This window comes from Micromonospora deserti, from assembly GCF_003236335.1.
Classification (GTDB): domain Bacteria; phylum Actinomycetota; class Actinomycetes; order Mycobacteriales; family Micromonosporaceae; genus Micromonospora; species Micromonospora deserti.
Map to the genome: position 1 here is coordinate 1 of NZ_POUB01000154.1, position 14,425 is coordinate 14,425.

General features: G+C 73.5%; 9 protein-coding genes. 1 reads left to right on the top strand and 8 read right to left on the bottom strand.

The window, feature by feature from the left end; all coding sequences use genetic code 11:
* Positions 1-527: 527 nt before the first annotated feature.
* Entirely contained in the window at positions 528-815 is a 288-nt protein-coding gene (locus C1I99_RS20275; RefSeq protein ID WP_111135798.1) for a phosphopantetheine-binding protein, read from the top strand.
* Positions 816-967: 152 nt separating this feature from the next.
* On the opposite strand, the gene C1I99_RS20280 is transcribed toward C1I99_RS20275, so the two are convergent.
* The 8 genes from C1I99_RS20280 to C1I99_RS20315 all read right to left on the bottom strand — a co-directional run bounded on the left by C1I99_RS20280 (position 968) and on the right by C1I99_RS20315 (position 14,360).
* Positions 968-1,657 (bottom strand): O-methyltransferase, encoded by a 690-nt coding sequence (locus C1I99_RS20280; protein WP_111135799.1) that lies wholly within the window; start codon positions 1,655-1,657, stop codon positions 968-970.
* Between the two features lie 193 nt (positions 1,658-1,850).
* Positions 1,851-3,215: a cytochrome P450 gene (locus tag C1I99_RS20285; RefSeq protein ID WP_111135800.1), complete on the bottom strand. Its 1,365-nt coding sequence runs from the start codon at positions 3,213-3,215 to the stop codon at positions 1,851-1,853.
* Positions 3,212-3,796, bottom strand: a complete 585-nt coding sequence (locus C1I99_RS20290; protein WP_111135801.1) for a flavin reductase family protein — start codon at positions 3,794-3,796, stop codon at positions 3,212-3,214. Before C1I99_RS20290 ends, C1I99_RS20285 begins: the two co-directional genes overlap by 4 nt.
* Before the next feature lie 19 nt (positions 3,797-3,815).
* On the bottom strand, positions 3,816-4,259 hold the full coding sequence (locus C1I99_RS20295; RefSeq protein WP_111135802.1) for an acyl-CoA thioesterase: 444 nt from the start codon (positions 4,257-4,259) through the stop codon (positions 3,816-3,818).
* Between the two features lies 1 nt (position 4,260).
* A complete protein-coding gene (locus C1I99_RS20300; RefSeq protein WP_111135803.1) occupies positions 4,261-10,008 on the bottom strand; it encodes a type I polyketide synthase in 5,748 nt (1,915 codons plus the stop codon).
* Positions 10,005-11,012 carry an RnfABCDGE type electron transport complex subunit D gene (locus C1I99_RS20305; RefSeq protein WP_111135804.1) on the bottom strand — a complete coding sequence of 336 codons (1,008 nt, stop codon included), beginning with the start codon at positions 11,010-11,012 and terminating at the stop codon, positions 10,005-10,007. Before C1I99_RS20305 ends, C1I99_RS20300 begins: the two co-directional genes overlap by 4 nt.
* A gap of 5 nt (positions 11,013-11,017) precedes the next feature.
* Positions 11,018-12,970: a CRTAC1 family protein gene (locus C1I99_RS20310; RefSeq protein WP_111135805.1), complete on the bottom strand. Its 1,953-nt coding sequence runs from the start codon at positions 12,968-12,970 to the stop codon at positions 11,018-11,020.
* Positions 12,971-13,361: 391 nt separating this feature from the next.
* Positions 13,362-14,360 carry a DUF1702 family protein gene (locus tag C1I99_RS20315; protein WP_111135806.1) on the bottom strand — a complete coding sequence of 333 codons (999 nt, stop codon included), beginning with the start codon at positions 14,358-14,360 and terminating at the stop codon, positions 13,362-13,364.
* Between the last annotated feature and the right edge of the window lie 65 nt (positions 14,361-14,425).

A 14,425-nucleotide genomic window follows, 5' to 3' on the forward strand; every position in this document is an offset into this window, starting at 1 on the left:
CCACCTCGACCAGTCGGGTGCGCAGCACCTCATGCCGGCCCAGCACGGTCCGCCAGGCCGCCCGCAGCCCTTCCGCGTCGACCGGCCCGTCCACGTGCCAGGTACGGACGATCCGGTGCACGCCCGGGTACGGGGCGAGGTGGTCCAGCAGCCACACGCCGTCCTGCACGCAGGAGGTGACAACGGAATCGGCACCCGTTTCGGAGGTGCCGGCCCGCGTCGTTTCTCCGCTCGCTGCCACAGTCGAATCGTGGCATGCAGGAATCGGTCGACCTTCTCACCAATTGCGATCTCGGGAGCGGCTTCCGGTCGAATACCCGACCGCCATTGCCGGCGCGGTCGCCGGGCTTTCGACGGGGCTGCACCGCGGGTCCTCACGGCCCGCCGTCCCCAGCCCCGCAATCGCAAGGATGCGCGGGCCCACCACCCATGCGGAGCATGGTTGGGCGGTACGCCGTGCCGCTGGCGTCCGGCGGGTGGCCGGCCGGCCACGGGTACCGGACCACGGTCAGGAAGGAGCACGGCGCATGACGGAGATCGATCCGAGCGGGCTGAGTCGGTCAACGATCGAGAAGCGGGTCGAGCAGATTTGGCGCGACGTTCTGCACATGCCGCAGGAGCGGTCGGACGCGACGTTCTTCGAATTGCAGGGACAATCCATCTCGGCAGTTCGTATCGTCACCCGGATCGAGGACGAGCTCGGCGTCGTGGTGGATGTCGGGCTGCTCTTCGAGGACCCGGACCTGGCCACCTTCACCGCGGCGGTCGCCGCCGCGGTGCCGGCGCGGGACGCGCAGCCGGCCAGCCCGGCCTGACCCGCGCACCGGTCCGACGGCGCGGACCCGCCCCCGGGTGGGTCCGCGCCGTCGTGTCCGGCGACGACCAGGTGGCGGAAGCGGCGGACCGGGGGCAGCGCCACCCGCGCCGGAACCCGGGCCGCCGGCGGCCCGGGTTCCGGCGCGGTGGGTCAGCGGCGCCGGGCGATGGTGAGCCCGTCGGCGATCGGCAGCATGACGGTGTCGAAGCGGTCGTCGGCGGCAAGGGTGGCGTTGAAGGCGCGCAGCGTCTCGGCGCACCGGCGGGGCAGCCCGGGCGCGGCCAGTTCCGGGTCCAGGACGTACCCGTCGAGCAGGACGTTGTCCACCAGCAGCAGGCCACCGGGGCGCAGCAGCGGCACCACCGCCTGGTAGTAGGTGGGGTAGTTCATCTTGTCGGCGTCGATGAACACCAGGTCGACGACCGTGCCGGCGGGCATCGCCCGCAGCGTGCGGGCCGCCGCGCCGAGCCGGAACTCGATCCGGTCGGCGACCCCGGCCCGCTCCCAGTGCGAGCGGGCGATGTCGGCCCACCGGTCCGTGACGTCGCAGGTGACGACCCGGCCGCCCGGGGCCAGTCCACGCGCGATGGCCAGGGCCGACAGACCGGTGAACGTGCCGATGTCCACCGCCGTGCGGGCTTCGACGAGCCGGGTCAGGATGGTCAGCAGGCCGGCCTGCTCCACCGGCACCATCATCCCCGCCGCCTCGCCCACCGAGCGGGTCGAGTCGACCAGCCCGCTCAGCACGGCGTCCGGCGGCGAGCTGGACCGGACCAGGTAGTCGCGTACCGCCTGGTTCACCGGCACGTGTTTGACCTCGGCGAATCCTGCGTTGCTCATGCGTCACCCTCCCGAGATGCGGCCCCGCCGCCCCCGTCGGCGTCGGGGCCGCACGTCCATCGATCCACCACCGCGACCATCGTCGGCCCGGGCCGCACCGCGGGGCATCCTGTCGTGTGCCGCAGCTGCGGTGCGCCGACCCGCAGCTGCGGTTGCGAGCGCCGGCACCGGCCGGGCCGGCACGGGCCCGGCCTCACACCGTCGCCGAGGACACGACGCGGACCCGCATCGGCAGCCCGCCCCGGATCCGCAGGGAGAGCATCGGTTCGGGCACCACCCGGTGCGCCGGGTCGGCGGTCAGCCGCAGCTCCCGCACGACCATGGCGGTCACGAACGTCGCCTCCATCAGCCCCAGGTGGTTGCCCACGCAGAACCTCGGTCCGGCGCCGAACGGCACGTACGCGTACCGGGGCCGGCTGCCGGAGCGGGCCGGGTCGAACCGGTCCGGGTCGAACCGGTCCGGGTCGGCCCAGAAGTCCGGGTGACGGTGCAGGGTGTACGGGCAGATCAGCACGTCCGAGCCGGCCGGCACGTGGTAACCGCCGATCTCGTCCGGACCCTGCGACCTGCGGGAGAGCATCCACACCGGCGGGTAGAGCCGCATCGCCTCGTTGATCACCATCGCGGTGTACCGCAGCCGGCCCAGGTCCTCGTGGACCGGCATCCGGTCGCCGAGCACCTGCATCGCTTCCGCGCGTACCCGCTCCCACACCTCGGGGTGCCGGTCGAGCAGATGGAAGGTCCAGCCCAGCGTGCTGGCCGTGGTCTCGTGCCCGGCCAGCAGCAGGGTGACCAGTTCGTCGCGCATCCGCAGCCGGCCGAGCCGGGGGTCGGATTCGGCGCGGGTGGAGACGATCAGCCGGGACAGGGCGTCGTCGCCCACCTCGCCGCGGGCCAGCCGCTCGGCGACGAGCGCGTCGACGACCCGTTGCAGCTCCCGCCGGGCGCGGCGGAACCGGAGCTGGTTGGGCAGCGGCACCCAGGTCGGCACCATGCTCATCGAGGCCATCTCGAACATCGCCTGGTCCTGCATGACCTCGAAGGCGTGCCCCACCGAGCGGTGCCCGCTGAGGTCGGTGTCGAGCAGCGTACGGCCGAGCACGCCGAGGGTGAGCCCGGTCATCTCCCGCACCACGTCGACCGGCTCGCCGTCGCGGTACGCGCGCAGCCGCTCGACCAGCCGGGCACCCTCCTCGACCACGGCGCCGGCCTGGCGGGCGATGCGCTTGGCCTGGAACGCCGGCTGGATCACCCGGCGCTGCTTGCGCCACAGCTCACCCTCGCTGGTGAGCAGCCCGTCGCCGAGGGCCCGCCGGGCGTGCACGAGCCCGATCCCCTTGTGGTAGTTCTGGCTGTTGTCAGCCAGGACGTGCTTGGCGTGGTCGGGGTGGTTGAAGAAGTAGAGGGCCTTCGAGCCCGGCCCGAGGCGTACCGCGTCACCGTAGCTCGCCGCGGAGCGCATCAGGCCGAGCCGGTCCCGGCCCAGCTGCCACAGGGTGCGCAGCATGGCGAGTCCGGTCGGGCCCGCCGGCACCCCGCGGGCCTGCGTCGCCGTCATCCCGTCACCCCGCCCCGGGCCGCGGCGTGCCCGGCCGGCACGTCGAGGGTCAGGTCGGCGACCCCCTCCGGGGTGATCTGCCGGAACCGGCCGCGCACGAACAGCACGCCGTCGGCCTCCTGCTCCCGGCGCACCGACAGCAGGCTGCCCACGAAGATGGTGTGGTCGCCGCCCTCGTAGGAGCGCCACAGCTCGCACTCGAAGTGCGCGAGCGCCCCGGTGATCAGCGGCGCGCCGGTTACCCGGCCCGGGGTCCAGTCCACCGCGTCGAACTGGGCGGCGCCCAGCGGGCGCCGCCGGTTCGCGAAGTGCCGGGCCACCGGCTCCTGGTGCGCGGCCAGCACGGAGATCCCGAACTGGCCGCGCTCCAGGAGGCTGCGGTGCATGATCGCCTGCTGCTCGACGCAGACCAGCGCCAGGGGCGGGTCGAGGGACACCGACGTGAACGAGTTCGCCGTCATCCCGTGTGGACAGTCACCGCCCACGGTCACCACGGTCACCCCGGTGGCGAACGAGCCGAACGCGCGGCGCAGCTGGACGGGGTCGGTCGGTTCGACGGCGGACTCTGGTTGGACGTTCACGTGTACCTCCCGTGAGTCGCTACGCGGCCCGCACCCGTGCCCGGTAGGGCGCCAGGGCCCGGGCGAGCGACTCCGGCACCCGGGCGGGACTGGTCCGGTTGTTCGGCCCCCGCATGCAGGCCACCCGCTGCCGGCCGCGGGCCACCAGCACCTCGCCGCCGTCGCGGTCGAGCCGGACGTAGTCGAAGGCGAACTCGATCTGCGTCTGGGCCAGTTCGACCAAGCGCATCCGGATGGCCAGCTGGTCGAAGGCGGTGATCTCCGCGAAGAACTCGCAGTCCACCTTCAACGTGAACAGCTTGAGGTCGGCCCGCAGGTCGTCGAGCACGTCCGACGCCTTGTCGTGCAGGAACATCTCCCGGCACCGCCCCTGCCAGCGCAGGTAGTTGACGTAGTAGACGTTGCCGACGATGTTGGTCTCCTCGAACCCGACCGTGTGCCGGTACTCGTAGTAGCCCTCCACGTCAGGACCACCCGTCGGTGACCACGGCCAGCACGACCGGTTCGGCCGCATCGCCCACGGTGGTGACGAGGGTGGCCACCCGCAGCACGCCCGAGGCGAAGACCAGCCAGCCGTCCCGCTGGACCGGAGTCAGCGTCACCGGTACGTGCTCCGGCAGCCGGATCTGGCTCAGGGCGGCCAGGACCGCCTCGATCCGGGCACCAGCGGTGTCGCGGTCCTCGCCGTGGCCGTCGACCACCTGGTGGAGCAGCGACATGTGCCGGCCCAGGCCCGCCGACCAGGCGTCGGCGGTACGCTGCGGCACCGGCCGCACATCGCAGCCGACCCGGGACCGGGCCGCCACCGCGAGGCGGAGGCCGGCACCGTGGGACACCGCCACCGTGTGGTCGCCGACCGGCTCCGGCCGGCCCTCCGGGTCGTACCGCAGCGACACCGCGTGCCCGAGGGCGCGGCCCACGGCCAGGGCGTCCCGGTCGTCGGCGCCGGCGGCGTCCGGTTCGACGGCGACCGCGACCGCGGCGCCGACCAGGTCGCCCAGCGTCCGCTCCAGATAGGAGCCGAGCAGCGGCGCCACCCAGGGGCCCCGGCCGTCCTTCTTGCGGACGGCCCGCAGCTGCAGGCCCTCCCACCGCTCCACGACCTCGCCGGTGCCGGTGCGCAACGCGATGTCGTACACGTAGGTGTCGCCGTCGCGCTCGCGTTCGGTGGCGCAGTAGCGCAGCGGCCCGTCGACCCCCATCCGGGGGCCGGCCGGGTACAGCCGCTCGATCGCCACCGGCAGCAGTGTCGCGTCGGGTACGCAGACCTGGTTGCCGTGCATCAGCGCGTCCCGGACCCCGGGGTCGCCGAGCAGCAGGGTGTCCGGCAGGTACGCGCTGAACCAGTCCGTGCCGGGCACGGTCGCCACGTCGGCGTCGACGTCGCGGGCGGCGGCCCGGTGGAAGCCGCGCAGCCGCTGGAAGCGCGCCCCCTGGAACAGGGTGCCACCGTACAGGTCCCGCGCCGGGTCCAGCGGCACCGGCGGCAGGTCGCCGCCGACCTGCTCCGGCGGGCCCGCCGGCACCGGGTCGTCGGCGAAGCGCAGCCGCGCCTCGAAGTGGTCGGCGGCGAACCCGGTCTCCCCGCTGCGGATCACCGCGTGCACGGTGTCGTCGCCGGTGACCAGCGCGGCGATCCGGATGGTGGTGCTGCCGTCCGGCGGCACCACGATCGGTCGGGCGAACCGGGCCCGCTCGATCACCGGCACCCCGTCGCGGCCGGTGACCGCCATGGCGGCCTGCGCCATCGCCTCCATGCCGAACACGGCCGGGAAGAGCAGGTTGCCGTCGAGCAGGTGGTCGGGCAGGTACAGGTCGCTGCCGGCGCTGAGTTCGACGTCGGTGACCAGCTCGACCCCGTGGTAGCGGACCAGCGGCCGGTCGACGAAGCGCAGCAGCGGCAGCTCCGGCTCCTCGAAGCGCAGGGTGTCCAGGCCGTCCGCCCGCCCGCTGACCACCACCACCGGCGGGACGTCCGGATCGGTGACCAACCGGCGCAGCAGCTCGACACCCTGGTCGGGGCTGATCGGCGTGATCCCGTCGCGGGCCAGCGATTCGACGACGGAGAGCCGCTCCCCCATGCCGACGCCGGACCAGACCGACCACTCCATGCAGACGGTCCGGCAGTCGGGGTGGGCCGCCCCGAAGCGGCGGGTCTGCTCGGCGAGCCAGTCGTTGGCCGTGGCGTAGTGCGCCTCGCCGCGCAGGCCGGCCCGGCCGATGATGCTGCCGAAGGTGACCAGCAGCTTCAACCGGTCGGCGTCCACCGCGTCCAGGACGGCGGCGAGCCCGCCGACCTTCGGTGCCAGGGCGGCGTGGACGTCATCCATGCCCAGAGAGGTCAACCCGGCCGGCTCGTTGCGTCCGGCGCCGTGCAGCACCGCGGTCACCGGCCCGAGCAGGCGCTGGGCCTCGTCCACGGCGGCCCGGACCGCCGCCGGGTCGGTGACGTCGGCGCGCAGGTACCGTGCCTGCACCCCGGCCTCGGCGAACCGCTGGAGGTTGGCCGCCAGTTCCGCGTCGCCGGCCAGCTCGGAGCGGCCGAGCAGGGCCAGCTTGGCCCCGCTGCCGGCGGCCAGCGCAAGGGCGCACTCCGCGGTGATGCCCTTTCCGCCGCCGGTGACCAGCAGCACGTCCCCGGCGGTCAGCGGCTCGTCGGTCCGGGCCGGGCTGACCGGCAGGGCCCGCAGGACGGGCATCCGGCGCGCACCCGACTCGTCGTAGTGCACCTCGTGGTAGCCGTCGGTCGCGGCGACCTCGGCCAGCACCCGCGCGCCGGCGTCGGCCGTCGAAGGCAGGTGCACCACCGTGGTCCGGATCCGGGGCGCCTCCAGGCGCAGGGTCTTGGCCAGGCCGCTGGCGCCGCGGCCGTGCTGCACCACGACGAACCGGTCCCCCGCCTCGCCGGCCAGCGCCGCCCGGGCCCCGAGCAGGGCCGGTTCGAGCTGTTCCGGGGTGCAGTCCGCCGGCAGGCAGACGAGCACGCCGCCGCCCACGTCACCGCGTTCCAGCGCCTGCCGTACCTGCTCGGCCAGCGGGTCGCCGTCGGCGCTGAACACCGTCCACGTCCCGGCCGGCGCGGCGGTGCCCGGCGGCGTCGGGGGCGCCTCGGTCAGGTCGACCGCGAACGCCCGGATGAAGGTGGCCACCCCGGCCACCGAGGTTGGCTGTTCCAGGTCCTCGACCCGGCCGGTGCCGACCAGGGTGTCCAGCGCCTCCGCGACCTCCCGTACGGTCGCCGTGGCGACGTTGGTGGGCAGCCGGGACGGGGGTACGCCCAGCCGCTGCGCGGCCTGGTTGACCACCTGGCTGACCGTGATGGAGCTCAGGTGCAGGTCGTCGAGGAGACGGCTGTCCTCGCTGACCATGTCCAGCGGCAGCTCCGCCCGCTCGGCGACGAGCTGGCGCAGCACCGCCACCGCCGGCTCCCCGCTGGGCGCGTCGCCCGCGGCGGGGCCGGTCTCGGCGGCCCGCTGCTCCACCTCGGGCAGCAACACCTCGGGCGCCGCCTCGCACGGGCTGGTGAAGAAGGTGAACTCGCTGACGTCCTTGAGCCGCCGCACCAGCCGGCCTTCGAACAGCTCGGGATGCACCCCGGCGGCGCCGATCACGTACGCCGCCGCGACCACCCGCAGCACGCTGCCCAGCGACTCGTCGTCGGTGTCCAGCGCCACCGCCGGCACCGACACGTCGGTACGGGCCAGGTCGGACAGGATCCGTCCCGGACCGACCTCGACGAGCAGGTCCACCTCCTTGGCCGCCAGCGCGACCGCCTGCGCGAACAGCACCGGGTCGGTGATCTGCGTGCGGAGCAGGGCCGCCAGGTCGACCTCCGGCGGCAGTTCGGCACCGGTCACGGTGGAGATCACCCGGCGGTCCAGCGGGTGGAACCGCTCACCGGCCAGGTGCCCGCCGAACGCCTCGGCCGCCTCGGCGACCAGCGGCGAGTGGAAGGCGTGCGAGACCCGCAACCGCCGGCCGGGCACCCCGGCCGCCTCGGCACGCTCGAGCACCCGGGTGAGCGCGTCGACCGGGCCGGAGACGACCGTCTGCCGCTGGCTGTTGTAGCCGCCGATGACCACCGGGTCGTCGCCGAGCAGCCGGCGGACGGTCTCCGGGTCGGCCGGGATGCCGGCCATCGCCCCGTCGGAGCGGCCGTGCTCGGCCATCGTCCGGCCGCGGACGGCGGCCAGGCGCAGCACCGACGGCAGGTCCATGGCCCCGGCCCAGTGCAGCGCGGTGAGCTCGCCGAGGCTGTGCCCGACGGCGACGTCGGCCTCGATGCCCAGGGCGGACAGCACGCTCAGGCCGGCCACCGACCCGGTGACGATGCGCGGCTGGGCGACCTCGGTGGCCACCACGTCGCCGGTGGGCAGCGCCGCGGCGGTGACGATCCGCTCGGCCTGCGCGAACCGGCGACGCAGCGCCTGCGCGGGCCGGCCCCGGCCGGTGCCCTGCCCGGGGAAGAGGAAGCCGACCCGGGCGGAGCCGCTGACGTGGCCGAGGAAGGCCCGGCCGTCCGCGGAGTGCAGCCGGGTCTCGCCCGCCTGGAGGGCGGCGTGCACCCGCAGCAACTGGCGCTCGGCGTCCTCGGGCGAACGGGCCACCACGGCGGCGCGGTACGGCCGGTCGCCCAGCTCGCGGTAGAGGCCGGCGGCGAGGTCCCCGAGCTGGGCGTAGGAGAGCCGGACCACCTGTCCGGCGAGGACACCCAGCCGCTCGGCCAGGTCGGCGGGGGTGTCGGCGTCCACGGCCAGCAGCTCGACGGTCTGCGCCCGGGACGCCATGGTGCGGGTCCGGGCGTCCGGCGAGCGGCGGGGGCCGTCCTCGCCCTGCACCACCAGGTGGGTGTTGATCCCGCCGAAGCCCATGGCGGTGACCCCGGCGCGTAGCTGCGCGTCGGCCGGCCACGCCTCGGCGGTGGGCAGGACCCGCAGCGCCGGGTCCGTCGAGGTGAGCACGTCGTGCGGCTCCTCGCAACCGACCGTCGGCGGCAGCACCTGGTGATGCACCGCGAGGACCGCCTTGAGCAGACCGGCCACCCCGGCCGCCGCCTTGGTGTGGCCGATCATCGCCTTGATCGAGCTGATCGCCGCCGGGGTGCCCGACGCGCCGGCGACGCGCCGCGCCTCGGTCAGCGCCCGTAGTTCCGTCGCGTCGCCGACCTCGGTGCCGGTGCCGTGCCCCTCGAACATGGCAACGGTCTCGACGCCGAAGCCGGCGCGGTCGTACGCCCGGCGCAGCGCCAGCCGGTAGCCGTCCTCCTCCGGCCGGGTGATGCCACCCTTGCCGTCGGAGGAGACCCCCCAGCCGGCGATCGAGGCGTAGATCCGCCGGCCCTGCGTCACCGCATCCTCGTGCCGCATCAGGACGACCATGCCACAGCCCTCGCCGGGCCAGAAGCCGTTGGAGCCGCGGTCGTATACCTTCATCTCGCCGCGGGCCAGCGCGCCGGTCTTGGCGAAGCCGATGATCTCGAACGGGTCGATCGACAGGTCCACGCCGCCGGCCACGGCGACGTCCAGCTCGCCGTCGACCAGGGCGCGGCAGGCGGTCAGCACCGACAGCAGTGAGGAGGAGCAGGCACCGTCGACGGTGTACCCGCCGCCCTTGAGGTCGAAGTAGTTGCAGATCCGCCCGGCGATGGTGTTCGACAGGCCGCCGGCGAGGGTGTCCTCGTCGATCGACGGGAACGGCGCCTTGTAGCGCTGCTCCAGGCTGCCGAGGAACTCGGCGAGCCGGGCATCGTCCCAGCCCTGCTCGCGCAGGGCCGCGCCGACCGTGCGGCGGACGTACGGCCAGCGCAGGCGCAGCACGTTGGCCCGGGAGAACTCGCCGGTGAGGGTGTTGCCCACCACCACGCCGGTGCGCTCGCGGGGCAGGTCCTGGCCCATCGGGAACCCGGCGTCGCCGAGTGCCGAGGCGGCCACGTCCAGGGCCAGCCAGTGGGTCAGGTCGGTGGAGCGGTACGTGCTGCCGGCGATGCGAAACTTCAGCCGGTCGAACTCGTACCCCTCGATGACGGCCGCGTTGCGGGCGTAGAACCGGTCCGGGACGCTGCGGTCGGCGTCCCAGTAGTCAGCCAGGCGCATCCGCTCGTCCGGCAGCCGGCGGAAGGCCCGCCGGCCGGCGACCACGTTCTCCCACAGCTCCCCGGGCGACGCGGCGTCGGGATATCGGCATGCCAGGCCGACGACGGCGATCGCACTCATGCCGGCACCGCCTCCTTACGCGAGTTCGGGCCCGAGGCGATGGGGTCGGCGCCCGTCGCGACCGGGGCGGGCGGCCCGCCGGCGGTGCCACCGGACGCGGCGGCCTCCCGCTGCTCGCGGGCCTTGTTGGAGATGTGCAGCGCCCACAGGTACAAGCCCCGGATGAGGCAGACCGTCGCGGTGGCGAAGAAGAGCCCGTACGCGATCCCGGCGCCGGTGTACGCGCCGTAGAGGACGGCCACGCCGGCACCGAAGGCGATCTGGGAGGCGGGACGGGACGGGCTGGTGCCCGGGTCGGTGATCATGTAGTTGGTGAAGAGCACGAAGGCGACGCTGGTCATCATGCCGAGGGCGCCCAGGATGGCGGTGTCGAGGAAGATGCCGCGCACCACCGCCTGCAACGCGAACGCCACCAGCCAGGCGAGGATCAGCCACATCCGGTTGGTCAGCTTGGCGTTGAGCAGCGTCCCGCTGATGACGATGACCGCCGGGATGAGCCAGTCGCCGACCGCGCCGGTGTGCTCGGTGAAGTGGTAGGGCGGGGCGATGCTGGCCCACGGGAAGAGGATCAGGATCATCGCGATGCCGAAGTTGGACGGGTTCATGTAGTGGCGCAACCGCCCCCGGACCGGGGCCCGCAGGATCCACTTCGCGGCGATCGCCACGGTGACCCCGAACATCATCACCCAGACCCGGTCGTTGACGTAGCTCAGCATGTTGACGGCCAGGGCGGTGATGTGCGCCGGGTAGAGGAACTCGATGAATCCGCGCTTGCCGGCGCCGAGGAAGCGGGGGGCCCGTCCTTCGGCCCGGGCGCCGATCACCTCCAGCACGATCTCCACCGTGTACGCGGTGGCGAGGGCGATGAACGGCCACAGCCAGGGCTGCTCGAAGCCGAGGTAGGTGTAGCCGACGATGTTGAAGATCGTGATCGAGATGGCGAAGCGACGCAGCGCCGTCGTGGTCTTCGAGTCGTGTCGGACGGGAGTCTTGGTCTCGGCCATCTCCGTTACCTCTCGTTGGCCTGCGAACCGAGCTGCACGTTGTGCCAGCCCGGGGTCAGCTGAAGGTCCTGCTTGCGGATCTGTCCCGTGCGGTCGCGCCAGGCGAGGCTGACCGTGACCGGGCCGGTGACGTCGGCGCCGAGCCCGATGTGCACCTCGTTGCTGCGCTTGCCGGAGTGCCCGCCGCCGCCGTCGACGCGGGAGACGAACCGGCGACCGTCGGCGGTGGTCACGGCGACCTGCGCGCCGACGGCGGGGGCACCGCGGCCGGCGGCCGGGTCGTCCGACTGGTGGGTGAGCCGCAGGCCGAGGAAGGCGCCGGCGTTCGGGCTGGTGTTGCGGTAGAAGATCGGTTCGGCCCACTGCCGCGCGACGGCGAGGTCCAGCCGCCCGTCGCCGTCGGCGTCGCCGGTGGCGATGCCGCGGGTGGGTACGGGGATGTCCAGGCCGAGCTCCGGCGCGATGTTGACGTACCGCCCGTTCTCGCCGCGGACGAAGAAGTGCAGCCGCTGGTGGCCGCCCACGTCGTCGCCGGCGCGCACGTTCGGCCACCAGGCGGGGTCGTGGAGCAGGGTGTCGTTGGTGGTCGCCAGCTCCTGCAGCTGGGGCCAGCGGTTGACCTCGCCGCGGACGAAGCCGGTGGCCTGGGCGATGGCGAGCCGCCCGCCGTTGTCGAAGTCGGCCATCTTCACGTCCCAGCCCCAGCCGGACCAGGCCACGCCGAGGTCGGCGCTGTCGTCGCGGAACGGGGCCTCGCCGCCGCTGAACCGGGTCTTGACCTCCGCCTGGTCACGGGCGGTGTTCATGAACGCGTAGTTGCTCTCGTGGATGCCGAAGGTGGTGGTGATGTTGCTGACGAACAGGTCGAACAGCCCGTCCCCGTTGATGTCGCCGAAGTCGACGCCCATGCCCTTGAACGAGTCCTCGCCCATCACCTTGGACTTCGGGACGCTCGCCGTGCGGACCCCGTCCACCAGGGCGAACTCGATGTTGCCCGGGGTGGACCGGTTGTATAGCATCCGGTCCGGCCCGAAGTCGTGGGCCAGGTAGAGCTCCGGCAGCAGGTCACCGTCGAGGTCGGCGGCGCTGGCGGCGAGCGCCCAGCCCTTGGAGGCGTCGCGCGGGATCACGTTGTCCAGCCGCTGGAACGTGGCGGTCGGCTCGGCGCCGGCGGTGCCGCCGGTCCAGCGGAAGATGTAGTCCTCGCCGCCGTTGAGGCCGTAGGACATCGAGTCGTTCATCTGCACCCCACCGTCGACGGTGTCGTCGAGCACCGGGCTGTGTGGGAAGTAGTTGCCGAGGTAGATGTCGACGTGGCCGTCGCCGTCGAAGTCGTCGACCGCCACGGCGTTGCTGTTCCACAGCGGACCGTGGTAGGCGTCGACGCCGACGCCGGGCACCAGCTCGACCGGCCGGTAAGCGGCGGTGTCGAGGGTGGTCGCCCCGGCCCGGGCCAGGAACAGGATCGGCGTGCGGCCCCAGTAGTAGACCAGCAGGTCCAGCCGGCCGTCCTCGTTGAAGTCACCCGGCGCGCAGCCCATCGGAGCGGTGATCCGGCTGACCGGCAGCGGCGTGGCGTCCAGCGCGAACGGCTGGTACCGCCGCTCGCCCGCGCCGGGTGTCGGGGTGACGATGGTCTGGTCGGTGCGGGGATCGGTCAGGCAGAGGTCGTTGGCCAGGCCATCGCCGTCCAGGTCGTTCATGGCGATACCGGCGCCGACGGAGGAGATCCAGGCGTCGATGTTGGTGTAGGCCCGGTTCACCTTGCGGATCGACTGCTGCACGCCCCCGGCAGGCAGCGCGATGCCCATGGGTTCGAACGAGTAGCGGTCGGCGAGGCCCGTCCGCTCCTCCGCGGAGGCGCTCGGCAACCGGACGGCGAAGAACATTCCGACGACCAGTGCGAGGCCGATGATCCCGGCTAGCTGCCGGCGCAGCCAGCCAAACGTCGCTGACATGAACTCAAGACCTCCCGTTGGAAGCGAACTCGTCGGTGGCGGTGGCGCCGCGCGACGCGGTGGCGTACCGGCCCAGGGCCGGTCAGGTGGCGGGCCGTCCGGCTCCGCACGCGTCGCCGGTGGTCCCGTCCCCACGACCGGTGGCGGCCGACACGCGAGCGAGCCCGGCGCGCCGGTACGGCTGGATGGGGATCAGTGCTGCCGCCCGCCTTTTGCGGGGCGTTTCAGCAGATCCTCACAGGATGCCGCACCCCGGGCTACTCGAAAGTTGCTGAGCATTGTCGTGCATCGAAGTCGCGCCTCACATGTGCGTGATTTCCGAACGACGCCAGAGGGTTTTTTGAAAAGACCCGTAACGTCGGGGGTAATGAGAGTCGGCAATGCGCCTGGATCACTCGGCGACGGGGCTGACCGTCCTGTCGAAATGCCGACGGATGGCCGTTCGCCAGATCTCATAGGGTGGGGTCGCCCCGTCCGCGTCGGCGCCCCCCGGCGCGGTGTCGTCGGCCAGCGCGACGGCGGCCGGCACGGACAGACCGGCGAGGGCGGCGGCGGCCACCGCGGAGTGCGGAGGCACGAACCCGGCGTGCACCCGCGCCCGGATCGCGAAGACGCTGCCCAGGGCCAGCTCGGCGGCGTGCGGACCAGCCCAGCGGCGCAGTGCCGCCAGGTCGGCCTCGCCGCACCCGCCGGCGAAGGTGGCGGCCAGCCCGACACCGCTCCACAGGTCCGGCTGGCGCCCGGGGGCGAAGCGGCGGACGGCGGCGTCCACATCGGCCACCCGGGCGCCGTGGACGAACCACAGCGCCCGGCCGATCCCCTGGTCCACCGCCCGCCCGAAGTAGTCAGGCCGGCCCTGCCAGGCGTACGGGGGCGGGACCCGCTGCTCGTCGACCCACCGCCGGACGTCGAAATAGGCCAGGTCGAAGCCGTAACCGTCGACGGCCAGCCAGGTCATCGTCGGGTGGAACGGTCCTTGCCCGAGATCGGGCACGACCGTGCGCCACAGCGGCCGGGGCAGCCGGGCCATGGCGAAGCCGATGCCGATGTAGGCCAGGAAGAGGTGCGGCGCCCCGGGGCCGAGCAGCAGGTCCCGGGTGCGGCGCCGGCGGCCCCGGCCCATCGCGTCCAGCACGGTGAAGGCCATGGCGACGCCCTCGTACGCGAAGCCGCGCATGCCCTCCTCGACCAGGTCGACCCGCTGCTGCACCTCCGTCAGGTCGCGGGTTTCGATGCCCCACTCGAAGCCGCACACGACGGCCCGGGGGATCGCCTCCAGCCGCCGGGTGGCGGCCGACGGCGGCCCGGGAAAGCCCCGGGCGGCGAAACTCACCTCGCTCAGCGCCGGCGCGAGCACGAGTCTGCGCAACGAGCCCAGGGCGGTCGACATGGTTCCTCCCGGTGGTGTCGGACGGGGCGGGTCGGGCGCCGGCGCGGCCCGGGCCGGCGGTGGAC